Origin of the sequence: Bradyrhizobium sp. SZCCHNS3016, assembly GCF_032484535.1 — a bacterium.
Classification (GTDB): Bacteria; Pseudomonadota; Alphaproteobacteria; order Rhizobiales; family Xanthobacteraceae; genus Bradyrhizobium.
The window spans coordinates 1-25,656 of record NZ_JAUETE010000012.1 but is presented as its reverse complement, the minus strand read 5'-3'; the positions used below and the strand labels follow the sequence as shown (position 1 = coordinate 25,656).

Below are 25,656 nucleotides of genomic sequence, written 5' to 3'. Positions count from 1 at the left end.
TCCGGACGGTTTCAGGCCAGCGCTTCGTGCCCAGTGGATGGCGTGCGTGATGCACGACATCCTCGGACTGCAGTCGCTCGCCGGCGCACCGGCTCTGTTTTCAGGGTATCGGTCGATCGTAACTCATCCTGCCTTGGCCCAGGCGCGCATCGCACTACGCAACCTTCGCCTTCTCGGCGTCAACATCGAGTCCGAGGCGCATCTGCAGGAGGCGGTGACGGAAGCTCGCGCCTGGGAGGAGGACCACTCGATGGCCGACGATTACGTTGAGCCGCCTTTCGAAATCTCTACCGATCCGGGCACGGGCTTTGCGATTCGAGAGCGCGTCCGGCGTGACGACCCGCGCCGCGCGGCCATGCTCGCCGCCCTGTTGGGCGTGCTGCCTCACGAGGTCCAGAAAACGCCGACCGCCGATCACACGCGGCGTTTCCGCTTCCGCGTCGACGGGGATACCGGGCCCGATGTCATCTGCGACACCCGCGAGATCCCCTCGTTGCCGAGTCCTCCCCAGACCGCTCCAACGTTGCGCGAGCGCGCTCCGATCAGCGTAACAATCCAGGAGCTTGAGCAGGTCGCCAGAGAGCTCGACGAAGAGGATGCCCGCGACCCGACGCGTGTGCCGCGCAATTTCTACACCAGATTACGGTCGGAGCAGGGTGAGGCCGTTTTTTCATTGCTATCGCCCCAGGACGCAGGGCTCGCGCCGACCGACCGGATTGAGCTCGACGACGTCAGCCATATGATCGGCCTTCCCGGCGCGGGCAAGTCGACGTTGATCTTCCTTCTGGTCGTGCTTCTCGCGCGACAAGGCCGGCGCGTCACACTACTTGTTCCCTCGATTGAGTTCGCCCTCGCGCTTGATGCGGACCTCAGCAGGTATGCGGTATCCACGGCGTTGCTCGTGGGTCAATCTCCCGATGCGCGCAGACGACACGCGACACGGCTGGCGGAACGCATCGCAACGCTCGACAGCGCCGGCTTCGGTCAGACCGCGCCGGGGGCAGAGCTGCTCGGAACCCGTTGCGCTTTAGCCGGGTTCGTCTCGGTTCCTCCGCCAGGATTCGAGTTTCCGCACGACCGTCCGCCTTGCAGGTCACTACGCCAGGCTTCGGTGAACAAGGACGGAAAGGAAGGGCAGGAGGGAAACAGGCTCTGTCCGCTCGCCGTCGCATGCGGCCGCCAGCGATCGTCGCGGCGTCTGGCCGACGCCGCGGCGCTGGTTCACATCGGGCATGTGATCTCGACCGAAGTCGTCGCCTCACCCCACTTTCATGCGGACCGGATGAGGGAGTTCGAAATGCTCGCCCGCACCAGCGACCTCGTCATTGTTGACGAGGTCGACGGCGCCCAGTCCGCACTGGATCAAAAGGGCTTCGCCGAGTTGGATCTGTTTGGATCCTCCGACTCCTACGAATCTATTCTTCTGAACGATGTCTTCGATCCGGTCGCATCCGGACGCGGGTTTGCCTTATCGAACTCGATCGAGAACTACACGCTGGCTTCAAACCGCTTCATGCGCCTCAATCGCGGGCTGCGCGCGCATCTCCTCGAGCGCATGATCGAGGAGGGCGGTGTCCTTTCCCGATTCAAAGACGCGTTCGTCACGGGAAACTCGATCCTCGCCAGCATGTATCTCGACCCGGAGATCGACGAGGAGGAGCACGGGAGCGTCCGGTTCGAGCTGATCCGGCGCCTGTTCGAGCAGCTGGTCCGATCCGTCCTGACGTCAGGCGTCGGAGGCGACGGCGAGGACGAGCTGTCGGATCTCGACCTCGATCGGGTCGCAAGGGATCTGGGCGTAGAGCACGCGGAGCTGATCGCCGCCGCTACGCGCTTCCGCGACGCGCTGTTCGCGCTGCTCAATGCCCGTCTGGTCGAGCGCTTCGCCGAGTACTACGACCAGATGCAGGAAGCTTTCTTTGGAATCCTCCCGCCGCGTGCCGAGCTGGACCCGCAGGAAGCGCGCATCCTGTTCCGTTTCCTCGTTGAGGTAACCACGGTCGTGCTGCAGTTCCTGGCGCTGGTGCCCGCGCAGTACGCGATGATCGCCGAAGGTGTGCATACGGACCGAGTTTTCGGGCAGGGCGTCTCACTCGATCTGCGCCGTCATCTGCCGGAATCACTGATCGGCCGCCTGTCAGGAATTCGCTTCTCGTACGAGACCGACGAGCGCGGCAAGCGCAAGCTGGCGCTGCAGTACCTCTCCTTCGCGGGAGTGCCCCGGCTTCTGTTGTACCACCTGTCGAAACTGCTCAGAGAAGACGGCATCAAGGGCCCTGCCGTACTGCTCGCCTCGGCAACGAGCTACCTGCAACCCTCTCCGAGCTATCACGTCTCAGTCCGGCCAAACTACATTCTACGCCGCGAGGGCGAGCGTGAGGCTTGGCGCGAGAGCGCGTACGCGTTCCGACCTGTCCGGGATCCCGACCGGCCCGGAGAATTCGTCAGGGTCAGCGGGGCTGGTACCGAGCGCGAGCGAAATCACGCCCTTCAGCTTCTCACGGATCAGTGGTTCGGTGGGGCAGAGCCGTACGTGCGCCAGCTGCGCGAGGACCAGTTCGATCCGGGCCGTCGGACCGGCATCGTGGTGAACTCCTACGAGCAAGTCCGCCTCATCAAGGCGCACCTGAAGCGGACGTCATCGTCCGCCCAGCGGGTTATCGGCGTAACCTCGGATATCAGCAAGCTTCCGCTCCAAGAGCGCGCGGAGTGGGTATCGGCCAGTCAGGTCGAGATGCTCGGCACGCGCGACGACTGGGACGCGATCATCTTTCCGATGAAAGCCATCGGCCGGGGCGTAAACATCGTGTTTCCCGACGGGGAACGGGTGCGTGACGCCGTACTGGGTTCGGTCGCTTTTTTCGTCCGGCCGCACCCAACCGTCGACAGCCTCGCGTTCACCGGTGGCTTGGCCGGTCAGCTGGCCATGCAGTTTGATCAGAGAGTGATTCCGGCCGGCGCAGACATATCGCGCTTGACCCGAGAATGGCGCAACGCGCGCGACGAGGCGCTGGATTCTCTTCGAAGGTTGTTGCGCCGACCACAGCAGATGAGCCGGCTCGGGCCGATGATCCGGCCGTTTGTCGCTGACGGCATGGTCGATCTGCTGCAGACCATCGGACGCGCGATGCGCAACGGATGCAAGGCTCGCGTCTTCTTCGTCGATGCGGCCTTCGCGATGAACTCGACACAGAACCGGCGTGACACACAACGCTCCAGCATGATCGTCGCGATGCGCGATGTGCTGCAGGAGTTGCTCTCCTCTGCCGACCCCACTGAGCGCGAGATTTACCGGCTTCTCTACGAGCCGTTCCTGCATCCTTTGCGAAATTGCGCAAACGTGATTTTTCCGGAAATGAGCCCCGAATGACGGACACGGAGCCGCTCTTCGTCAGATCGTACGGGGACCAGAGCATCCTGGAGAGTGCGTTCGTCTGGCGCGGGCTACCCCCCTCGACTCCTTCTCCCGTGCCGCCACTCCGCTACGGTTGGACCTCAACCACCAGGGACCTGCTCAAGCGCATCGCGCGCCTGGCGGCCGGAACGAACAGGGCGGAGGGAAAGGAGCTTCCGTACTTGGACTTGAGGGCGGCGCTGCAGGCGCGGGTGGGGGGCTTGGTGCTGCTCGACAGCAGGTTCTCGCGGACCGACGAGGGGCCGCTGTTCGCCGCATCCGGCGACGCCACCGACGTCGAAGCCGCGGCGCACCGTTCCGTGGCAGCGTGGGCCCAGCTGACGCTGCGACCCTGGGCAGAGCACCTCGGCACGGACTGCGGTGACATCGATCTTCTCGAAGAAAAGGGGCGGCGTCGAGAGCTGTTCGCCAGGCTTCCGTCACCTCCCGTGCCGGAGCCTGCCACGGTGCCAGATGCTCTGCGCTCCGATTTCCGGCAATACGCCGACATCCTGCTCGCGATGGTAGCCTCGAGCCTCGAGGGCATCGAGCTTTTCGACGGACTTGGGCCCGTCTACCGAGTGCTGGATCGCGAGTACGGAAATTCGATTGCTTTCGAGACGTGGCCCTCAGCCTTGCCTGGTGGCGAAGACCTCTTCTCAATGGTAGCCAACCTCAGCATCGAGACGCGTCCGTCGTCCCGTTTGCCGTTTCTGGTCGTCAAGGCAGCGAAGCGCATCTGGTGTCGCGAATTTCCCGCCGCCAATCGTTTGTACGGACGCCGCCGGATTTCGGCCCGCGTGCTAACGCGGAATTCTGCGCCTCGGGCGGTGACGCTGTCGGTCAAGTTGGAGCAGGGTCTGCCGAAGACGCAGATAAACGCGATCGTCTACGAAGCTGGCCGCGAAACCGGGGAATCGTTCGTGGAGGATCTTTCAGCCTTGGTCGCGTCGCGCGGGCGCGCGCCGGATCTCTTTGTCGGGGTTCCCTTCCGTTGGGGTTACAGACCAGAGCCCAAAATCGCGTCAGGTGTGACGCTGCAGGATCAGGTCGATCTCTTCCGGAAGGTCCAGGAACGGATCGCAACGTTCGGATTCCAGGAGCCGAGATTTAGGGAAGTCGACGCAAGAATCAGACGTCCGAAGGAATTTCATGTTCAGGCGAGCCTTCACAATCTGATCAACCATCATTTCGGACGGGTCGAAGAAAAGGACGTCCCGGCGCGTGTTGGGGAACTGTTCGGCGCTCCGGAGAAGAAGCGGCGAGGTCGCGAAAGTCCCGAGACCACCGTTTCGCTAGAGCCCTTGGTAGCGGCTAACCGTGAGAGGCTAGACAAGGCCTTCGGCAAGGCCGCCCCAATCGATCTGATGTTCGTTTGCCGGCGCGAGGACGAGGCAAGCATCTTTGCTTCCGTCGTCTCGCTGATATTCGGAGATCGGGTGAAAGTGGTCCGTCATGCAATGCCCGAGCGCGTGCACGGCACGCGTCAGCAACTGGACGGCGACCTTAGGAACAAAAGAACCGAGCGGGCCGCCGCCCGCCGCGAGGCGTGGCTACCGCTCGCCGAGCGGATTCGGACCGAGTTTCCCGGTGCGCCAGTGATCGTGCAAGCGGCGCTCAAATACGACGGGCGAGACGAAGACGAGGTGAACAAGAGCGTCGGCCGCAACACGCTCGCCACGGTCGCCGGCAGCAACGTCCAATATCTCCTTCCGCCGGCGGCAGGCCATGCCGCGGAATACATGCACCGGGTTCAGGCGGCTCTCTATGATCTCCTCTTTGGTCACGCTGGCCTCGGACCCGTGCCGGCGCCCATCGTCGACACCGCATTTGTGGACTGCCCACACCCGCGCACTATCCTGGGCATCTCGATCGTGTCGCAGGCCCCATCCCGTGCCGGCCGACCGGAAGGAGCCACGATCGCAGTCGCGATGAAGACTGACGTCACCACAGGCAAGATATTCGGGAGGGTCGGATTTCTGCGCAATGGCGCCATGGATACGGGCAAGTTCGAGCCGCTCTCGAAGACGCTCGTCGCCATCGCTGCGTCTGGCATAACTTCTCTCGGAGAGAAGCAACCCGAGCGGCGCACGAACTTTCTCTTCTTCGTGCGCCAGGTCGTAAACGAGGTGGCGACAGAGGATCCTCATGCGCTGGTCCTTGTCGACTCGACCTCTACCCGGTCACTCTGGACCTGGCTATCCGACGAAAACATCTCGTCCGACATCTATCTCGAGGACGTCGCAGCGACGCCTCCGTCATCATGGAAAGGCCTGCGCTTCGTCCGGGTGAGGGAGGGGTCTGCGGGACGACTGTCCGTTCTCACCGAGAGAAAGTGGACACCGGTTACGCAGGACGGCCGGCGAGTCGCCACCGACCCGGTCGAGGAGGTCTATGCGACAGCCGTGGAGCGGCTGATCGAAAGCCTGCCGGAAGGGAACGCGCGGGCGCGCCACTATCTGACGACGCACGGTTTCGACGTGCGCAATCGCGGAGCGCGGGGGCAATCGGTCTATCGCGCCAAGACCGGTTTTCAGAAGTTCGGGGCATCAACGCCCGCGGACTCGCCGGTCGGGAAGAAGATCCTGATGCGCTCGGCCCAGGTCAAGCCGTGGGACATCCCATCGAGAATTCCCGTCACCCTGGAGGTGACCGTGTTGCCGTCGCAGAGCGGCGATAGCGAGGATGCGATCGCTGCTCTGATCGCCGGACTCCGTAACGGCTACGCCCATACTGGTGATGGCACTTTCCTGCCGGCTCCACTGTCGTTCAGATCGAAGATCGCCGACTACATGGACCGATACGGCACCGGTGCAGCCGAAGACGAGCCGGATCCAGATCCGATCGACGATGGCGATGATCGCCGCGACGAGAGCGAAGAGGTCGGTGATCGGGCGGATGTGATCGGCTACGCCGAGACGCGCCGGTGGTTCGAAGGGACAGTCAACCTCGAGGAGGACGAGATTCCAGATTTCGTCGAGCCTCCGCCGGAGGAGACGGCCGAAGCGAGAACATCAGTCGGGGTGCAGGCCCCTTCCGGGGCTGCAATTCTGCACCTTCCGATCCGCACGGACGCCTTCGCGCCCGTTGCGCAAACATCGATTGTCAAGGCATCAGCCATGCTTGAAGCGCGTGAACCAGGCGCCGCCGCGGAAAGCCACAAGCCGGACCAGGGTCCGATGGACTTGGATGACCTCCTCACGCTGCTGCGGAGCAGGTCCGCACCACTGCCAGCGTTCGCGACAGAGGCATTTATTTCGAACGCGATCCACATTGTGCCGCGCGACACGCGGCTCATGCATGACGACCGCGAGTGGATACGCAAGGCGACCGGCTATCCTTGGCCTGAAGAACGTCCGGCCGTCGAAGACATGCCACGGCTCTATCAGGAAGCGTTGCGGTATCCCGCCTTCGCCATCGTCTTTCAGCATCAGTTCTTTCCCGACGATAACAACAGGGGACATCGCGGGCTGCCGAAGAACCAGATCATCTTGCGGAACGCCGACGCCTGGAAACGGCTACGGACAAAGGGGCCGATCCCAAAAGAAGTACGCGAAGTCCCCTTTCTGCGCATGCTGCATTGCGCGCAGAAGGGATGCGACAAGGATTCCCAACTCGCCGAGGCTCTAGGCCTGCCTGGCCACGACGCCTGGAGCGCGAGGTGCTCGACCGCGACCGACGGTCTGGAAAAGTTGGAAGCCGCAGCAGGAGAGTGGGCCGATCTGGCCAAATATCTACGGGCCGTGCTGGGGCCATTCCGGCAGTTCGGCCCGGAACGGACGATCGGGGAGATCATGGACGAGGTCGTGATTCCCCAAGCGATGAGGCAGAACCAGGTCGTACCGATCCCTGCGGCGGAGCCGCACGAGCCGGTCAGCCCGGTGGTCGCGCCTGACCCGGAAGCGCAAGTCGTCGCCCAGGAGACTGACGCCGTCCACAACGCGATGGATGATCTGGCGACCATCGAACAAGCTTGGCGTTCGGAATGCGAAAAACTGATGGCCTTGGTCAGCGCGGCTTCACCCGTCGGACCGCGAGGCGAAGGTATCGACCTGATTAAGGCGAGCGTCTCGGTTCTGGATAGTTTGAGAAGCCGGGCGGTAGACCTGCAGCCCGCTACAGTGTCAACGGCCGATCTCCACCAAGACCTTCAGCGCCTCACGGTGAAGGCCGCCGAATCTTTGAACTCGCTGCTCGGCGAACCGTTGAATGCCCCCGAACTTCTGTCCCGGCTATTCCATTTGCCGAAGGAAGCGACCGAATCCGAATTGGAAGCGGCCAATTCCATATACGCGCAGGCCAATGCGGTCATGCGGGAGGCCGACGCGGGCGCAGCGGAGATCGAACGCCTCGAAGCTACGCTTCCCAGCAAGATCGCTCGAGCTCAGGCCGTTGCGATCGACGAAGAGAGAGAACGGGCGTTGCGCCGGGTCCTCGAGCACGTCGGCGCCGCGATCGATGTCTTCCCGCAAGAAAGCTCTTCCGCGCCTTCGGGAGCTACCACCCAGGAGCCGATCGAACAGGCCGCCGTCACCGTCCTGCCGCTCATTCCGGTCGTCAACGAACCTGCCCTCACGTCTTCTCCGCCGGCGGTGCCGCCGCAGTCCGTAGAGGACGCGGAGGCCGAAGCAGCGGCGGACTTTGGTGATGGGGTCATGTTGGACCTGGAGGTCAACCCGTTGCCGCCGGCACCGCCGGCTCCAACGGTTGCGACGGAGACAGCCGAGGAGGCCATTGAAGATCCGCTGGTGCGGGAACTCGTGGCACGTCTCGACGCGCTGTTTGCAGTCGGCGAATTCGGTCTAGCCTACCATCTTCGCCAGTGCGCGAGACCGGTCCTGCCCCCAGCTCGCGACGTCTACACGGAAGAGGAGCTCAGGCTTGCCGCTGCCCACGGCCGGGCCATGGGGCTTTCCGGCCAAGACGTCCATGTTCTGACGTCCTCAAGAAGCGAGGCCTTGACCGTTGCGCAGTCGCTGGCTGATCAAGAAGACGATCGCTCGATCGCTAGGCTGACGATGCTGCTCGCTGGCGCCATTCCTGCCGCCCTTTTCCGGCCGGACGACGGCGCTGCGGTGCCCTTGATCGATGTCATCACGTCGTTGAAGCCCTTCGAGCATCTGCGCAACATCTTGACGATTGTGGAGGAGAATCGTCGCTTCAACTTTCCGCTTACGGCAGCCAACCTGATGGCTGTTGAAGCTCACTCGCGCGAGAGCTCGTTCGTAAGTGAAGCAGTGGCGGCGATTAACGAATCTGTTGCGGGCCTGCGATCGGCCAAGTTCCGCTTCCAATACGGCTTGCGGATCAAAACGGCCCTGCTGCAGCCCGAAGGACTTTTGGGTCGTCTTTCGAGTCTGACGGAGACGAGCCACGATGTGGCTCGCGAGGTTGCCGAGCAGCTTCACAGTCGGGAGGACATCCTCCGGATCATCGATTCGGCCGGCGCGCAAGGCGGGAGTCAGGAGGTCGATCTGCCGGCGCGCGAGCGAATCTTCGCGGTCTTGTCCAGCGTCGGTCAGCAGTGCGCCGACTTGGTCAGGGCGTTAGAAGGTTTGAGTACGCTGCGCAAGAGCCCGCAGCGGCTCGAGATAGTCAAACGGCTGCGCGACAGCGCGCTCGCGGAGATCGATGCCGTTTTGGCGCGGCCACACCTGGACGGTCCTCGCCTGACTGCCGCGGCGAGCGATCACGCCGCCACCATTCTCCGATCCGTGCGGGACACCCTGAAGGGACTTTCTTCCTCCGACCGGAACGTGCCGCCGCTCGCCGTTGGACTTCATACGCCGCTGCTGTGGCTTCCTAACATGACCTGGACCGGCGGTTGGATGCCTGCTCCCTACACCCAGGAGCGCATACTGCAGGAGATCATGAACGCCAAGATTCCGCTGATGGGCATCGATCCGGGCAAAGCGATCGCGGACGCGTTCGAAGCTCGCCGCGCGGAATCGGCTTTCGTACCGGCCTACATGCTCGTGAACATCGCGCACTGGTTTGGCGTGAGCGAAGCGGCAGCGGAGTCGATGCGGGCTAAGCTGGACGCTGACCGCGAGACAAAAAAGAGCCAGGTCAAATCCCGGCTTGCAGCGGCAGAGCGCATGATCGAGCGGATGCGTCGCATGGCGGTGGGTTCGCTGGACCAGTCGGCGCGATTGCAGGAGACGCTGTCGGCCATCAATCCAAACAATTTGCCAGCAGAGCTGTCGCCTTCGTTCCTTCCCGAGACCTTGGCGGGAGACCGCGTAGAGGACTTCAATTCGGCCTTCGCGAGGATGAAGGAGGTCGAGAATGAAGCGCAGCGGGAGTTCGACAAAACTGCCGCCGATTTCACCGCCCGGATCGCAGCTCTCGACGAAGAGCACAAACTGGACCCGCAGACCGCCGTCGAACTCCGCAATCTCCTGCAGCGGCGCGAGTTCACCACGCTGGCCGACTGGTTGAACATGTTGCGTACCGGCGCTCCCCGTCGGCATCCTCTTCCAAGCGGCATTCTCAACGTGAGATTGGCCGAGTTCAAGAAGCTACTGCCTCTGCAGCAACTGTCGGCGGTCGACATCATTCAGGCGGCCCGCGCCATGGATGACGGCAGATCTTACGGCCCGCTCGACTACAGCCATCTCGAAGCCGAACAGAGGCAGCAAGCGGCAAACATCGCCAGAAGCCTGCTGCCTGCGCTGAAGCGTCACATCAAGGCTTCGTCCAGAGCGCAGGTGAAGGACACGCTCCAGACAGTAGTTTCGCAATTGCTGTTCGAGGTGACGAAGCTCGAACAGGACGAGGTCCTCACCAAGGTAAAGCAGCAAGTATACGTCTTCGACGCAAAGGTATCGCTGCCTCCTGTGGATTCCGAGTCGCTGCTGCTCCCAGAGTTCGGTAGCCTGACGCAGGGCTCTTGGCGGATTTGCGTGGCCACCTCTACCATGTCGCAGCAGTCCATGCTCGACCTCGCCGAGGGCGCATCCCCGCGCGGCGTTCTTCTGATCTATCTCGGCGTGCTCAACCCGGAGCGGCGCAAGAACCTGCGGCTGGAACTCTTCAAGCGCAGAAGGTCGATGCTCGTCGTCGATGAAGCGATTGTCGCAGTCGCGCTGGCGGACAAGTCGGACCACCGGAAGGCGGTGCTGGAGATCGCACAAGGTTATTCAGGCGCTGCTCCCTACAGAGATTACAATCGCTCGGCGGTGCCGCCTGAGATGTTCAAGGGTCGCTCCTGGGAGAGAAGCCAAATCGAGCATTCCTTCGGATCACATATCGTCTTCGGCGGCCGAAGGCTTGGCAAGACGGCGCTACTCCGGCAAATCCATGCCACACCGCCCGCAAATGCCATTTTTGCCTACGTCGACATGGACGGGTCGAATGCAGTCGAGCAGATGTCTCGCCGCATCTCGATCTTTGCCTCGCCCGTTCGAAGTGAGGAGGAGTTCGCGGCTACTATTACGACCTGGCTGGATCAAGACGAGCGGCGTCGGCTGCTTCTGCTGATCGATGAGGCCGACAACTTCGTCCTCTACGAAAGCGAAACCGACTTCCGCTGCATCCGGGCGCTGCTTCGTCTGATGGCTGACACCGGCAACCGCTTTAAATTCGTGTTGGCCGGTCTTCATAATGTGTCGCGCATCGCGCGGACGGAGAACTCGCCGCTCGTCCACATCTCCAACGATCCGCTCCAGATCGGCCCGTTGCTGGACAAGGACGTTGACGACGCGGAATTCCTGATCCGTGGTCCACTGGCCGCCATGGGATTCGAATTCGAGAACCGGGAAGACGTTTGGCGGATTCTGAGCTTCACAAACTACTATCCAGTGCTCATCCAAGTGTTCTGCGAGGAGCTGCTCCGGATCATCCACGACCGCGCCCAGCAGACCAACCGGCTGCCCGATCCGATCCCAACCTCCTTGGTGGAGCAGGCTCTCGATTCGGTAGACGTCCGTGGCAAGTTGTTTGCGACGTTCGAGAAGACGATAAAGTTCATCGAAGGCCGTTACGAGCTACTTACTTACATCCTCGCTGCGCGCGAGCTGCTAGACCACGGGTCGGGCATGTCAGCTGAAGGCATGATGCCAGCCGAAGTAGCCGAACGGGCCATCGAATATTGGCCGGCGGCGTTCCCCAGGGGCAGCGACCCGGTCGAGATCGAGTACCTGCTCGAAGAAATGGAGGGGTTCGGGATCGCCCGGCGCACCTATTCCGGCGGCTTCGCGTTGCGTTCCCGTAGTCTGCTCGAGCTGATGGCGTACGACGAGGCCGATCTGACGAGCAAGCTCGAGCAATATCACAAGAGGCGACGAGAGCGGATTTTCGATCCAAAGAACAACCGCAGGATCATCGCAAGGCCGCTTGCTGCGGTCGACAGCGACGGCCACCTGTCGCCACTGACGAACGGACAGGAGGCCGATCTCCTCGCACCGTTCGCCCCCGCCGCGGCCGTCAAGCCCGATGGCTCGCCGACGTCTCCGCGAGCTCACGGCATAGGAGTGGTCTTTGGCACAGAGTGTGCGGGTGTACGATTTGTCGAAGCCGCCCTGATGGATGCCGAGAGGACGAAGGATGGATTGATCGAGGTCGATCCGCGGACCTACGAAGGGAAGAAAGATCTCTTCGACGATGCCAAGCGCCCCTCCCGATCGGGACGACCTCGCGTTCTCGTGGTGTCGCCCACCACGCCATGGCGTCCCGACTGGATATTCGAAGCAGAGCGGCTCGGCCGCGTGCGCAAGGGCGAGGTGAGGATCGTCTTCGTTGGCGATCCGCTTCACGCCTCCGCGTGGTCCGAGGATTCTGCCCTGCTGCGGCGCATCCGGCCCCTGGTCAAGTTGGTCAAGCTTCGACCAGTCGCACGGTCGTATCTTGGATCGCGTCTGGAGTCGCTTCAGCTTTCCAGCGATTTGATGGATCCGATCATCGATGCGACCGGCGGATGGTCGGATGCAGTCGGACCTCTCTTGGCACGCATATCCGAGAGGCCGAGCCAGGCCTCCGCCCTGATCGCTTCCGAGAAGCAGACTTTGCTGGCGGCACCAGGACTGTATGGCAAGTTGGGTATCCCGCCCGAACTGGTGTCATTTTTCCGCGAGCTCGCCCAGTACGCGGATGGTTCGGTCATCACTTACCGCGATTTCCAGCACCTCTGCACGAGCGATGGCCGGAAGATTTCCCCCAGCATCTTGGCAGTCTACTGCGACGTTCTGGGGATCATCTCGTTCTCTCCGGATCAATCGGGAAATCGCGGCCTTCACAAGGTCGATCTGAACCAGCTGGTCCACGCTGCGCTGCTGCGACCGGAGTGAGCATGGAACGCGAAGCTCTGTGGTGGTCGTTGGCCGGCCCGTCAAGCGTTCTCGGCAAAATCGCGCTCGCGGTCTCCAGAAAGGAGAGGGTGGTCTGCATCTGGACTCCCTCTCCGAGGGCGTCCGGGCTGACTGCGGCGATCGAGCGGCGGCTCCGCACCGAACTCTCGCTTGAGAGTGTGGCTATCGATCTGACGGCCGAAGATCAATCCCAACCCATTGCCCACCTGCTCGCCGGCTTCGTGGACGTCTCGCCGGTCGAGATCGGGACGGTCGCTGACTTCGCGGTGCATCCAAGGCTGATTGATCGGGTGCTGATCGTCGATGGACTCGATCGCACCGAACTGCGTCGCTGGAGTCTGTTTCTGCGGCAGCTGATGGCTGAGCCCGCTGAGGAGACCGTCGTCGGACCGGTCCTGCTCGTGATGCTGCCGACCGGGCTCAGCCGAGACGACCGCTCAACTCTCTGCGGGCCTGCAACTCTCATTTCGACCCAAGGAATGTGCGACCGCTATGACAGCGCAAGCTATGTGGCCGCGATCGGCGCCCGTCCTGCGCAGGGCCTGACCTCTCGCGTGGGTCACGCGTCGGCCATCGAAGTGGCGGCATGGTCGCGTGATCTCCTTGAGGAAACGGTGGGTTGGGACGCAGCGGATCAGATCGCGCCGTTTCCCTTGCTCGATCGACTGGCAGCGCGAAAACAATATCCTTTCCCCTGTTGGGAAAATGGTCTTGTCGACATTTGGGACGACGAGCCGGCCGCACATGCCGTTGCCGCGATCAAGCACGGATATGTCGATCATATCCGCCGACGGGTCTGGAGCGCACAGGCGAGCATTCTGCTGCCGTTCACCTATCGAGTGCTGAGAGCGCTTATCGCCAGATATCAGCACTTTCTCGCCGAGAAGGTTTCACCAGAGCGGCCGTACATTCGAGCGTTCAACGGTCGCACCAAGACGACCACGGACTTCTGGAAGCTCGAGTTTTACGACTTCCGGGATTTCACCAAGGATCTCCTGTCGCCCAACGAGGCCAACTTGTTAAACCTGGCGGGCTGGACACGCAACAAGGTCGCGCACTTCGACCTGATCGAACCCGACCCAATCGCTCGATTTTCTGACTATTACGAAGTGACCATCGGCGACGTTGACTTCGATATTCCCGGTTGGAATTGGCCGCGCTGTGGTCAGACCATGACACTCACCGTCGGCCCTTCGGGGGCCGGGAAATCCACTTGGTCGGGAGCGCAAGGCTTGGACGTCGTATCGGCCGACGAAATCAGAAAGGAACGGAGTCCGGACGGCGAGGTTCGAGGGGTGCAGTCCGAGATCTTCCACGAAGTACGGGTGCGAAGCGCTAAATTACTAGCCAATGGCCGGTCAGTTATCGTTGACGCGATGCATATCGAGCCAAACGATCGGCTTCGGCAATTGGCGATCGCCCCGACCGACATCCAGAAAACTTATGTGCTCATCGACCGGCCGCTTGAGGACAAGCAGCGCGACGGCGGTTGGAGAGGTCAGAAGGGTCTCGTTGAAAAGTATCACCGGATTTTCACCGATAACGCGGCCGACGCAATCGCGGGGGATGGGAGAGCCGACGTGGAAGTCATCGATCTCCGAACGCAACTCGGCGAAGACAAGGCCAGATAAGGCTCCAAAAATCCTTCGAACGCGAAGCAAACGAGGTCACCCGGTTGGGATGATTTGATGACACTTCGTGAGACTTGGCCGCGGTTGTCCGTCTGTTTCCGTTCCAATCCGCCGAGTGATTGGGGGTAATTCTGTGGAACAGCTCGCGTACAAATCAGCCAACTGTTTGATAATAAATCGATATCATGCGTTGATTCGCGGACACTCTCTCCGCCACTCCGCCAGATGGCTATCTCACTTAACAAAATCAGTAACTTAGGTGGGCGCGGGATCGATGTGTCCCCCATGGAGCCCCCCAATGTGTCCCCCACGGCGACCGCTATGAACCCGGTTGCGGCTGATCGCGCTGCTCCAAATCGAATAGGTCTGGGTCTCGGGGCTTCGGGGCTGGAGGCAACGGAAGAGCCGCGATCCCGATGACTGCGACTGAAGAGCCTGCCATCTTCGCGATGTCGGCATCGTCCGAGTAGATGACCGATGCCCTCTCAACTCGGGCAATGGCGACGATCTGGTCATCGAACTTGGCCTTAGTCCGACTTGCAGTAGACTTTGTCGTCCGCGTGGATTGCATCAGCGAAAATTCGACAGCGGCCTTCTCGTCGAATGGAACGACCTTGAAGTGCTTCGAGGAGGTGAGCTGGGTCAGTATCTTGGAGGCGTTTGCAGCACGCATCAGAACCTCACCGAGGGCCGGTGTCGGAATGATGATCTTCGCGCCATCCTTCTGCAGCTCGTTGATGAGATGCTCAACCCGTTCCTTACACTGCGGCACACTCTGCCCTGTAGCGGTGTCGATAGGGGCAGGGGCGTTCGGGTCAATGATGTAGATCAGGACGGAAGCGTCGAAGACAACAGTCATTGAAGGTCGCCCTCGTCGCGGCGCTGCTCCATCAAGAGCCGCACGGGATCGGGCAGTTCATTCCACGTGCTGCCGCTCTCCGCTCGAATGTTGCGAATGACATCGGCGAGCGGCTCGTCACCGAGCACCTCGAACTCTGTGATCCGAAACGACCTCAGTTCCCAGATGCCCTCTGCAGTCCGAAACCAAGTGCCTGTTCCGTGAACCCGCACTGTAGGCCCGAACAGGTGCTGCGCGATCCTGCGAGCGACGTCGGTGGAGCCGTAGAGGTGCGAATGGATCGTGTCGCCGTCGCGCAGGTGAACAGGTATCGTGTCGCCCGTTCCTCCGACCCGGATGACCTGTCCGTCTACAGTGCCGTCCTGCTTAAAGGGGCCGAAGACGACTGGCTCGGGCCGGTCCTTCCCCCGGAACGGGATCACAATGCCCATCTCCTCGCTGACGAGGGTGGCTGTTGCACCGTCCTGCCACAGCAAGGCGTCGAGCTGCCCGTAAGCCTTCAGGGCATCGGAAGGGCCGTGCCCCGCGTGAACCGCTCGAACCCGCTCGACAACCGTTTTGGTGGCGGCGTCATCGACTTTGACCGCGACTATCGCGGAGCCAGTGATTAGGTCCGAGAAATGGACGTTGGGGGGTTCTCCGAGCAACTTGGCCAGTGCGGACAGATACTCGCCCAGCCGTTCCATCGGGAAGGTGGCAGGCGTCAAGTCACCGTCGATGCGAAGGCGATACTCAGTGCTCATGACCTGCTTCCTCGGAAGTCGAGCCTACTCCTACGCGAGCATTGTTGAGCAAGAATTATGGTCGTGCGTCAGCTTTAAATGGGAGGCGTGTACCTAGGAGGGCGGGCTTTCTTCCAAGATGGAAAGGAGTGCGACCGCGCCGGCCACCGAGAGTATGATCTTGTGAGAGTGGAGAAGCGCGTCTAGGGCGTGACTCGATACGCTAGCCCCCATGAGGAGCACCAAAGGAAACAGGGCGGCCCCATGAGCTACAGCCTGACCGGTCTCTCTTGAGATATATCGTTGACCGGGCTCACGGTGACACTCATAGGCAGCGTAAGCGACGGCAACAAGTAGGGTCAACACGTCAACCCAGTTGCCGTCAAATACACCTACGAGGTCAGCCCACCACGCAGCCACGTTCAGGCACGATGCACGGCCTTAGCGGCGATAGCTAATGCGGCTCCGCCGAGTGCCCCAAAGATTCGCGGGTCAAATGGCAAATGATCCATCCAGCCGACTCCGATGCCGCTGACAACCGCGCCGAGCAGCGCAAAGGACGCCACAAACCTAAGGGTGTGTACGCCGGGGAGCATCGAATCGTCTTTGCCAGACATCGAGATCAGCCGCATTGTTGCACCGTTAGAATGTCCGAGGATGGGTAAAGGTTCGGGGAGGAAATATGGTTAATTAAAGGTTAATTCCAAGTTAAGGCTCTTGTACAGCCGGATGATGATCTAAGTCACGGTTTTAGTTCCAATAGAAGGAAGCTAGGTCCAAGGCGGAAAGAGGTGCTTAGGCACCGTCAGGAGGAGTGTGACCTGGATGGCGAGCAAATCAGGGGTTTGTCGGCTGTCGCATTGTGGCGTCCCCCAGGCTCAGTCCCAATGTGTCCCCCAGGACGCAGGCGGCTACACCTTCGGGACGACCTGTATGGTATAGCCCTGCGCGTACCACGCGAGCCGAGCACCATAGCGGTCTTCGTAGTCCTGGCGCCTTGCTGCTGTCCGGTCCCACATCGCGAGCTGGGCTGCGCAGCCCTCTAGATCTTGGAACATGTTAACGGGGATGTAGGCGCCCTTCCAACTGATGATCTCGCCCGTATCGGAATTCACGATCCGAAGCCGCCCGTTCCCGAATAGCTCTTGCTCGAATCGTCGCACCTCACGCACACGTCGTGCTGATGCCGCACTTCCGGTGTCCATGATGCCAACATCGGTGAATGGCGAGAACAGCAGCCGTTCTTCTGCGAAATCCAGACCCAGGCGGAACCGAACCGTCTCGTCAGCGGAGCTGAACAGGATGTAGAGCCTCGACTTGTCGTCACGCTCCATGACGCGCGGGGTCAATTTCTTGAGCGGCTCGTAAGGTGGCTTGTCGAACAGCTCGACGTTGATGTCGGGAATGTCGATCATCCGCTGCACAGTGTCTTCCTTGTTCTTCTGCAGCAATTCGATCACCTCGGCGCCGAGTATCTTCTTGAACCCAGCAAGCTCGTGTAGGTGATTGCGATAGACCGTGTTGCGCGTTTCGACGCCTAGTCCCTCTTCGATGGCCTTCTGTGCCAGGGCGCGAATGAGAGGGGCTTCGGAGGTCAAGCGTCTAAAGTCGTCGGGCTTATCCGGGTCTACGATCGGCTGCTCGCTCGCATGGGCAATCGCGCACCTTCCTGACTTGTAGAGGTGGTTGCCTATGTCCTGAATGCCTTTCGCGCGGAGCATCCGCACGACCTCCTGGGCACCGTAGCCGTTCACGGTGTCAATGGCTGCTTCAACCCATCTCTTCCACTTGTGGCGGCCGAAGACGACTTCAAGGACACGGAAGAACGACAGGAAGGAATAGGCAGGGTGATTCAAGCCCCGCCCCTCACGCATTAAGGCCAGCGCCAGCGGGGCCCGGCTGTCGGTCGGGGTCGGGAAATAGGAAAGATCGAAGCTCTCGCAGGTCACCATGCCCTTTTCCCTAAGCAGGACAAGTGGAGCAGGCGGGTTGCTGCGTGAAAGCTCGACGACAATGTGACCACAGCTCTCGACCCAGGACAGATTGCTTACGAAGCGCATCAGCAACTCTTCGCAATCAGATCGGCTAATCCCCGGCACTACCTTCATCGCTACGGCAGGATAGTGCTTCTTCATCAGCGGGATGATCCAGATCGCATGCCCGCGCCACTCAACTCGCTGCGCATTGACCGGCCAAGAGCCATCGGGCTGAATGTTTGCGACGACCCATTCACCGGGTTCAGCGAGTTCGCCCTTGATCACGTCGTTAGACGTGGGGAGTTCTCTTGACCAGAACGGTTTGTCGATCTTCGGAGAAGCTTCCGCTTGGGGCGCTGATGCGTTCACGGTCTGCTGCTATTTGTTGTTATGCCGAATCGCTACAATCTCAGATGATAGCCGGGGCACCGAGCGCAGCCGACAGAAAACACTGATCGGGACCGAAGGATTGGAATGTTGCGCGAGTGTTCAGGCCGCCCAGTTCGACAGAGACGCCTCCGCCGCTGCTCGGTCATCTCTGATCCTGTAGATGGTCTGGCGGCTCAGGCCGGTCGCCGCTGCGATCGCTGCGATGCCTGTGCAGAGGTCGAGCATGTCACAGACCGCTAGGAACTGATCCCTTGTGAAGCTCGGCTTCCTGCCCCGGTACTTGGTCTCTGCCTCGGTCGCCTTCGCGAGCGCGATCCCGCCCCGCTGGGCTTCCTTAATTGCCTCCGCATTGGCCTGTGCCGTTGCTGCCATGAAGGCAATCAGCGCGTCTCTGACGGCCATCTGCATAGGGTCCTTGGTCGCGCCGTCGAAAGTCATGTTGTTGATCACCGTGCGGATGATGACGCCCCGTCGCATAAACTCGCGGATCGCATCGCAAACATCGCTGTAGTTGCGGCCTAGCCGATCAACCCACCGCACCACCAACGTGTCGCCGCTTCGCAGGATGTCGAACAGGCGCTTGCCTTCAGGGCGGTCAGCAAGACGGGTGCTGATCCCCGAGACCCCATGGTCTGCCAGCTCTTGGTCGATCTTAAAGCCTGCGGCCTCAGCCTGAATGCGCTGATGTTCGAGGGTCTGGTCCTTGGTCGAGACACGAGCGTAGAGAACGATAGCCACTACAGGCCTCCATGTACGATAGGGTGATGTCCGTTGAATAGGGCGTCCGTTGAGGTGTGTCAACCCTATCGGACGCGGTTTGACCAACTTGGTTTGTGTCCGCAAGCCTAAACCCTAGCGGACAACCTGCGGCAGACCACACAGCAGGAGGCGCTGGATGGGCTGGTGTGGCAGCTGGCGCCGACTAGCGATGTTCAGGATTGTCGTCGGCAAAGCGACAGATCGGACTCATCGGCGGCGGCTCGTAGCCGCGCCTTCTGCGACCGCCGCCATGGCTGCGCCACCTGATCGGGCTGCGGCATTGTCGGACGAGGCAACGACCATCGGGCGGTTCGTGCGAACAGCCAACGGCGGGGCATAACGAAGGTCGATCGACCCAGCTGAAGCAAGACCGGTGCGATCCCGGCCGGGGCGGGGGACATTAGACCGAAATTGCAGTCGATGTGCCCCTTCAAAGATTTTCGTCAGAAAGTCGGGCGTCTTCAGAGGCGCTGCGAAGGCCGTAGACGCGGAGAGACTAAGCGGCGGCAAAACCGGGCGGCTACTTCGGGAGAGCTTCCCAGCGACTCTGTGGACGGCAAGCAGCGGCCCTGAAGCGGCGTCGGGGAGGTCGGGGTCTAGGTGTTGCCCCTGATGGCGCTCATTATACGAGACCCCTTCGAGGGTTGTCTCTCGATGGGCATCTACTTGGGTTGGCTTCTAATGGGGGATGATGATCTAGGCCGACATCAAGATCGCCTTCACCGACCAATCACCCCCCCCCCCCCTCCACCCTGCACTTTCGGTTACCCTATAGGGTGTAAACCGGGGGCGCATATGCAGTAGTGCAACCTATTTATCAGGGTTGTGCCCTTCGCGTCTTACACGTCGATGGAAATTGCAGGACGGGGGAGGGACCTTCCCTCGCTCCTTGTCGAGGGGCGGCGCCGTCCTTGCTTGACCAAGACGAAGTCGTGCCGCTCCGCTAGGGTATCCTTGGGCAGCGTCACGGCGTGAACGCATGCTGTCATCGCCTCCCATGAAGCCGCCCCAGCGTAGACGCCCATCGTCATCCCTAGCGGCAGCGCTTGACCTTCGATCGTGCCGTCCTCCACCTTGTGGCCGACAACGTGGGCGATGGTCCACGGTGTGTACCCGACGCCGCCCCTCTCCAAGGCCTCAACGGCCCGGCGAACGAACCACCGCCGCCAGCTGTGGAAGTCGATATTGGACTGTCGTTGCTTTTCGCTTCCCTTTTCCTCGATCCCGAGTCGTCGTCGTTCGCGGGTGAATGCTTGGCTCACCGGCGCTGAACGCTCTCGCTTGGAGCCGTGGCGTTGCTCCGGCAACTCATCAAAAAGGAAATCAGTGGGCTTCTTGCCCTCGGAGCGCCGCTCGATGATTTTGGTCAACAGAGGGTGTGCGGGGATGGTTCGCACGCCGCTCGGCGTTTTGGACTTGGTCACGGCGATCCTGCGCTCCGAGCAGTCTTTGACGCGGAGGGCAGCGATCTCATGAACGCGCAGCCCGCTAAGCGCCGACAACAGCGACATATCCCACTCACGTCGAAGACGTATTCCGCCAAGTAGGGTCCGAACCTCGTCGTCCGTGAACGGACGCTTATCGCTATCCTGCTCCGCTGCCTCTCTCGAATTCTTTTCCGCGAGCCGCTGTCCGATCCAAGGATTTTCTTGAATGCCTGCCCGCTTCTTCATCCATTTCCAGTACGAGTGAAGACAAGAGATTTCCTTGTTGGCCGTTCCGACGTCGACTCCCGACAGCACATAGTGCTCATGGACGAATAACCCAGCCACCTCTGTTCCTATCGCTTCGATGGTGGCTGGCCTTGCGGCTCCGAGGCACCACGTTTCCAGACGAGCGACAGAGCGGCGGATGTCTTGTTCGTATCCGATCGAAAGCTTCTTCTCTGCAAACATGCGGTCCAGCAACGCGGCAACGGGCGTAGCTGCGCCCGACGCAACGGATGCGAATGCCGCCGCAGCGTCGTGGCCGTGCTCGGCCCTGACGAGATCGACACGAGCATCCAGCGCGAATCCGATCGTTCCTTCGCTACCGCTTGCCTTCGCTCGCCGTATCTCCTCCCTCCACGTCAGTGCCTCTTCGGCAAGTGGCTTCTGGACGATCGTTACGCGCTCGCCCCGCAGTTCGCCTCTCAGCCGCCGGATCACGTCCACCTTCTCGCGCTCGGCTTCCAGCGGGTCGTTGGTCGCGAGCGTCTCACGCAACTTGGTCCGCTTAATCGTCGGCACAAGCGATGGGGGTACCCTTACGACCACGCGAATACGGTTGCCGTGCCATTCGAGGTGTCTTCCCAGTCGGGGCTTGGTGCGCATTCGGTACCTTGGAGGATTCGGGATGTGTCCCCCAAATTGTCCCCCAATATGTCCCCCAATTTCAAGTCAATAACCATTTGAAATCATGCAATTTCATGGGGTTGTACGTGCATTGGCGGATAGTCCCACTCTCTCCGCCAGCCGGCCATCCCAGCCATTCCGTTCAGTTGCGAGAAGATGAAATCGCTGCGGGCTGTCAGCCCTCCGGCCTCTTCCGCGCGAGCGTGCGCGGGGGCACGCCGTATCGACGGCGGAAGAGGCGGCTAAAATGCGAGGGGTCGTTGAAGCCCCAGCGCAGGGCGATGTCGGTGATGCTCTCGGTTCGGCGCGCGGCTTCGAGGTCGCGGCGGCAGCGGTCGAGGCGGCGCTGGCGGATGCATTCCGAGGGCGTGGTGCCGTGCTCGGCGAACAACAATTGTACGGAGCGGACGGATAGTCTGAAGTGGGCGGCGATCTCGGCGCTGTCGAGATCGGGGTCGTGCAGTTGTGCGTCGATGTAGCTCATGATGCGCGCGAACTGTGTGGATGTGCGTCGCGGTGCAGCGTCGCGGCGCATCAGGCGCGCAGCCCTGGCGACGATCTCGAGCCCGGCATCGACAGCGGCATGGACCTCGCTGTCGTCCATCTCGGCCAGTGTGCCGGCGAAGCCCTCGAAGTAACCGGACACGGCGGCGCCGAAGCCGTGTCGGCCGGGCAGATGCAGGCGGCCGCGTCCGATCAGGTCGGGGTGAAAATTCCGGATCACCGCTTCGGGGCAGGCGATCATCATCTTGCGCAGCGGACTGAGCGTGGCGAAGGCGAGCGTCTCGCGCGTGTTCCAGACGATCACGTCGCCGGGTTCGAACAGCACCGTGCCGGTGGAGTCCTCGCCGCGCTCCCGGCCTTCGATCACGATCATCACGACCACCAGACCGGCATCGGAAGCGCGGCGCATCCCGGCGCAGCCCTGTGCGACCTCCGTTTCGATCACGAGAGCATCGCCTAGCCGCCTCAACTGCTGACGGTGTGATTTGGCCGCGTGAATGCTCCAGCCGAGCAGTGGGTCGAGGGAGGTCGTGGGCGCGGCAAACCCTTGCACGTTCGGCATCTGCAACGCTCTCCCTTGGTCGCCCGAGACCCTCGCTTGCGGCGGCTGCGTCCGCCCACCTTTCGCTTTCGTCCGGGTTCGCCTTCGCTGCCGTCCGGGACGTCGGTGCCGCGCTTGGCCTAGAGCCTAGGCTGAGACCGCCGTGCAGACAAGGCGGAGAGGCGAGAGCACAGGGAGGTTGCAATGGTCGGTTCGGATCTGCGGGCTGGGTTTGAGAAGGCGGCCTTCAAGGCCGACGATGGTACGGTGCTGCGCGGCTGGCACGTGCCGCCGCAGGGGGACGCGCCGACGGCGCCCATCGTCGTGCTTCATCACGGCTTCAGCGCGCTCAAGGACAGCTATCTCGACAAATATGCGGCCGCGTTCAGCGCAGCCGGTCTCGGCGCGCTGGTCTATGATCCCCGCAATTTCGGCGAGAGCGAAGGACGCGTCCGGCAGGAGATCGACCCGATGCAGCAGCTGGCCGACTACCGCGATGCCATCACCTTCGCAATGACCCTGCCGCGCGTCGATCCCACCAGGATCGGCGCCTGGGGCTCCAGCTATGGCGGCGGCGTCGCCATCCAGGCGGCGGCGATCGATCAGCGCATCCGCTGCGTGGCAGTGCAGGTCCCGTTCTTCAGCGGCGGCGCGATCTGGAGCCACATTCCGGCGGAGACGAAGGCGCAGCTGTCGCAGCTGTTCGTCGGCGAGCGATTGGCCCGTGCCGCGGGCGAGCCGCCGATGACCATGCAGGTGGTGGCGCAGGATCCGGCGACGACGCCGTGCATCCTGGGGACATCGGACGCCTACGACTGGTGCATGGAGGCGGCGAAGATCTCGCCGCTGTGGCGCAACGAGGTTACCGTGCGCAGCCTGGAGCTCACCTTCAGCTTCGAGCCGGCCGCCTTTTTGCATCGCATCGCGCCGCGGCCGCTGATGTGGATCGCGGCCGAGGGCGACATGCTGATGCCGATCGAGGCGTCCCGGGAGGCGTTCGCACGCGCCGGCGAGCCAAAGCAGTTTGTCAGTCTGCCTTGCGGGCATTTCGCGCCCTATGTCCAGCACTTCGAACAATCATCCTCGGCTGCGCGTGACTGGTTCCTATCACACCTCCTGTAGGCGCGCGAAGCTCGAGCTCCGGAGTTAGGGTAGGGCGATCGCAGATGAGGCAACAAGCTATGGCGAGCGCTCGTTTCGCGGCCATCCTTCGCGACGGCCGCCTACGGCGGCCTCTCGGGGTGAGGGTCTTTTCGCGGCCAAATCCAAACCGTCATGGTGAGGAGGGCCGCTCTGCATCGCCTTGAGACCCATGGGGGCTGACGATCGGCTGCTCCCGTGCGGCGCTGCTCATGCTGCTCCTGCTCCGGGGCCGGTGGCCCGTGCGTGCAGTTGCCGGCACCTGGCACGAGCACCCCGCCGGTGGCGGGGCGGCAATTCCCAAACAGCGGGGCTGATTCGGCGCGAATGGTCTAGAATTATGATTGCAACGCGCGTCGCGCGTCACCTCCGTGCAGTGCCCCCGCCCGAAATGCCCCCCGTCATCGCCGACCCCTCCCTCCTGCGCGTCCTGATCGTCCTGGCCATCACCCAGCTCATCGCCTGGGGCACGCTCAGCCTGCCGACGGTGATCGGCCGGGCCATGGCGGCGGATCTGGAGATGGAACTGACGGCGATCTTCGCCAGCACGACGGTGCTGTACATGTCGATGGGGCTGTGCTCGCCGCTGCTGGCGCGACCGTTCGTCAAGCTTGGTGGGCGGCGGGTGATGATTGCGGGCACTCTGCTGGCGGCGCCGGGCTACGCGCTGCTGTCGGCCGCGCAGGGGCCGCTCTCCTACTATGCCGCATGGCTGCTGCTCGGCGTGGCCGGCAGCGCCACGCTCTCCACCGCCTCCTACATCGTGCTCAACGAGATCGCCGGCCTGCGCGCGCGCAGCGCCATCGGCGCGCTGATGCTGGTCACGGGGCTGTCGAGCAGCATCTTCTGGCCGGTCACCTCGGCCCTCTCGGCGCATATTGGCTGGCGCAGCACCTGTCTCGTCTACGCCGGCCTGCTGCTGCTGGTCTCGCTGCCGCTGTTCGTGTTCCTGCTGCCGCGGCGCGTCCATGATCATCTGCCGCCGTCATCGGATGCGGCGGCGTCCGTCCCCGCAGCGACGCCGTCGCGCGGCACGTTCTATCTGCTGGTCGGCGCCTCCGGCCTCAACGCCTTCGTCGCGTTCGGGATGGGGGCCGTGCTGATCGAGCTCCTGAAGGCCGAAGGCCTGTCGGCGGCCGAGGCGGTCGGCTTCGGCTCGATGCTGGGGGTGATCCAGATCAGCGCCCGCGCCATCGATTTTCTCGGCGGCGGCCGCTGGGACGGCATCACCACCGCGATCGTCGCCGGCCTGGCGCTGCCGGTGGCGATGCTGCTGCTGATGCTGAGCGACGGCTCGCATGCCGCGATCGGCGCCTTCATCCTGATCTACGGCCTCGGCAGCGGCGCGCTCGCCGTGGCGCGGGCCACCATGCCGCTGGTGTTCTACGACAAGGCGGCCTTCGCCAAGGCGTCCGCCCAGATCGGACTGCCGCTCAACCTGTTGTCGGCGGTGTCGGCGCCCATCCTCGTCGAGCTCTTGACCCGCTACGGCAGCAACGCGCCGCTGGCGCTGAGCTTGGCATGCTCGTGCGCGGCCGTGGTCATCCTGTTGCTGCTGCGGCAGCGCCGTCCGATGCGCGCGGCGGTCTCGTCCTGAGACGTCCGACCGAGTCGCCCGTCGGGCCGGACCTGCGCCCGCCGGAAGCGCCGGGACATGCCGCATTCGCCCTGCGCCGAAACACGAAGTTCATTCGCCGCCTCAACGACATCGCCGCAGCCGCACCCGCCTGCGCAAATTTTGCTCTTTCGTTTTATCGGAATTCGTGCTTCTCTATCGCTGTCCCGCCTCATCGACGAGGGGCGCTGCGCATCGTCAGGAGCGTTGGGGTGGGATGTGATGGACGGGCAGGCGCCGACTGACGAGCGGCGCCGGCACGGACGGTCAAGTCGCATGGTCCTGGCATCCCGATGCTGATGCCTGCGTGGCGTGCCTTTGGCGCGCTGTCGCAAACGGGGGCAAGAACGCCGGTCCCCGGGGAGAGTGCGAAGCAGCCGTAACACCATTGCGCGGGGAAGGCCGGGCGGCGGGCTCAAGCGGTGGTCGCAACACCAAGTGTTTTCATTCGTGACAGCAGCTCGTCAAGCGCCTCTGCTGGAGT

General features: G+C 62.3%; 12 protein-coding genes. 5 read left to right on the top strand and 7 right to left on the bottom strand.

The features are described 5' to 3' along the window. Window positions 1–46: 46 nt before the first annotated feature. From QW881_RS22080 to QW881_RS22070, 3 genes are read left to right on the top strand one after another with little or no spacing between them, the layout of a single operon-like run. The gene (locus QW881_RS22080) at window positions 47–3,370 is read left to right on the top strand and encodes a hypothetical protein (RefSeq protein WP_410052047.1); all 3,324 of its coding nucleotides are present in this window, start codon (window positions 47–49) and stop codon (window positions 3,368–3,370) included. After that, window positions 3,367–12,681 (top strand): RNaseH domain-containing protein, encoded by a 9,315-nt coding sequence (locus QW881_RS22075; protein WP_316158730.1) that lies wholly within the window; start codon window positions 3,367–3,369, stop codon window positions 12,679–12,681. The genes QW881_RS22080 and QW881_RS22075 overlap by 4 nt, the downstream gene beginning before the upstream one ends. Window positions 12,682–12,683: 2 nt before the next feature. Further along, window positions 12,684–14,333, top strand: a complete 1,650-nt coding sequence (locus tag QW881_RS22070) for an AAA family ATPase (RefSeq protein ID WP_316158731.1) — start codon at window positions 12,684–12,686, stop codon at window positions 14,331–14,333. Window positions 14,334–14,652: 319 nt separating this feature from the next. Here the strand turns inward: QW881_RS22070 and QW881_RS22065 are convergent, their stop codons facing one another. The 7 genes from QW881_RS22065 to QW881_RS22035 form a co-directional block, all read right to left on the bottom strand. Then, window positions 14,653–15,192, bottom strand: a complete 540-nt coding sequence (locus QW881_RS22065) for a PIN domain-containing protein (RefSeq protein WP_315757258.1) — start codon at window positions 15,190–15,192, stop codon at window positions 14,653–14,655. Beyond that, window positions 15,189–15,935: a hypothetical protein gene (locus tag QW881_RS22060; protein ID WP_315757259.1), complete on the bottom strand. Its 747-nt coding sequence runs from the start codon at window positions 15,933–15,935 to the stop codon at window positions 15,189–15,191. The genes QW881_RS22065 and QW881_RS22060 overlap by 4 nt, the downstream gene beginning before the upstream one ends. Window positions 15,936–16,336: 401 nt before the next feature. Continuing rightward, on the bottom strand, window positions 16,337–16,546 hold the full coding sequence (locus QW881_RS22055) for a hypothetical protein (RefSeq protein ID WP_315757260.1): 210 nt from the start codon (window positions 16,544–16,546) through the stop codon (window positions 16,337–16,339). A 279-nt stretch (window positions 16,547–16,825) separates the two neighbouring features. Further along, entirely contained in the window at window positions 16,826–18,259 is a 1,434-nt protein-coding gene (gene mauJ / locus QW881_RS22050; RefSeq protein WP_315757261.1) for a methylamine utilization protein MauJ, read from the bottom strand. A 120-nt stretch (window positions 18,260–18,379) separates the two neighbouring features. Continuing rightward, window positions 18,380–19,018 carry a recombinase family protein gene (locus QW881_RS22045; RefSeq protein WP_315757262.1) on the bottom strand — a complete coding sequence of 213 codons (639 nt, stop codon included), beginning with the start codon at window positions 19,016–19,018 and terminating at the stop codon, window positions 18,380–18,382. Between the two features lie 860 nt (window positions 19,019–19,878). Then, on the bottom strand, window positions 19,879–21,351 hold the full coding sequence (locus QW881_RS22040; RefSeq protein ID WP_316158732.1) for a hypothetical protein: 1,473 nt from the start codon (window positions 21,349–21,351) through the stop codon (window positions 19,879–19,881). A gap of 196 nt (window positions 21,352–21,547) precedes the next feature. Continuing rightward, window positions 21,548–22,438, bottom strand: coding sequence for a helix-turn-helix domain-containing protein (locus QW881_RS22035; RefSeq protein WP_315757264.1), 891 nt, complete (start codon window positions 22,436–22,438; stop codon window positions 21,548–21,550). Window positions 22,439–22,621: 183 nt separating this feature from the next. Between QW881_RS22035 and QW881_RS22030 the strand changes: the two genes are divergently transcribed. Beyond that, a complete protein-coding gene (locus tag QW881_RS22030) occupies window positions 22,622–23,539 on the top strand; it encodes an alpha/beta hydrolase (RefSeq protein WP_315757265.1) in 918 nt (305 codons plus the stop codon). Between the two features lie 409 nt (window positions 23,540–23,948). After that, entirely contained in the window at window positions 23,949–25,154 is a 1,206-nt protein-coding gene (locus QW881_RS22025) for an MFS transporter (RefSeq protein ID WP_315757266.1), read from the top strand. Window positions 25,155–25,656 lie beyond the last annotated feature (502 nt).

What these genes read in the sequence shown, in the direction of transcription:
- QW881_RS22070 (WP_316158731.1), top strand. Translation starts at nt 12,684, where the DNA reads ATGGAACGCGAAGCTCTGTGGTGGTCGTTGGCCGGCCCGTCAAGCGTT.
- QW881_RS22065 (WP_315757258.1), bottom strand. Translation starts at nt 15,192, where the DNA reads ATGACTGTTGTCTTCGACGCTTCCGTCCTGATCTACATCATTGACCCG.
- QW881_RS22075 (WP_316158730.1), top strand. Translation starts at nt 3,367, where the DNA reads ATGACGGACACGGAGCCGCTCTTCGTCAGATCGTACGGGGACCAGAGC.
- QW881_RS22030 (WP_315757265.1), top strand. Translation starts at nt 22,622, where the DNA reads ATGGTCGGTTCGGATCTGCGGGCTGGGTTTGAGAAGGCGGCCTTCAAG.
- QW881_RS22035 (WP_315757264.1), bottom strand. Translation starts at nt 22,438, where the DNA reads ATGCCGAACGTGCAAGGGTTTGCCGCGCCCACGACCTCCCTCGACCCA.
- QW881_RS22055 (WP_315757260.1), bottom strand. Translation starts at nt 16,546, where the DNA reads ATGCGGCTGATCTCGATGTCTGGCAAAGACGATTCGATGCTCCCCGGC.
- QW881_RS22060 (WP_315757259.1), bottom strand. Translation starts at nt 15,935, where the DNA reads ATGAGCACTGAGTATCGCCTTCGCATCGACGGTGACTTGACGCCTGCC.
- QW881_RS22040 (WP_316158732.1), bottom strand. Translation starts at nt 21,351, where the DNA reads ATGCGCACCAAGCCCCGACTGGGAAGACACCTCGAATGGCACGGCAAC.
- QW881_RS22025 (WP_315757266.1), top strand. Translation starts at nt 23,949, where the DNA reads ATGCCCCCCGTCATCGCCGACCCCTCCCTCCTGCGCGTCCTGATCGTC.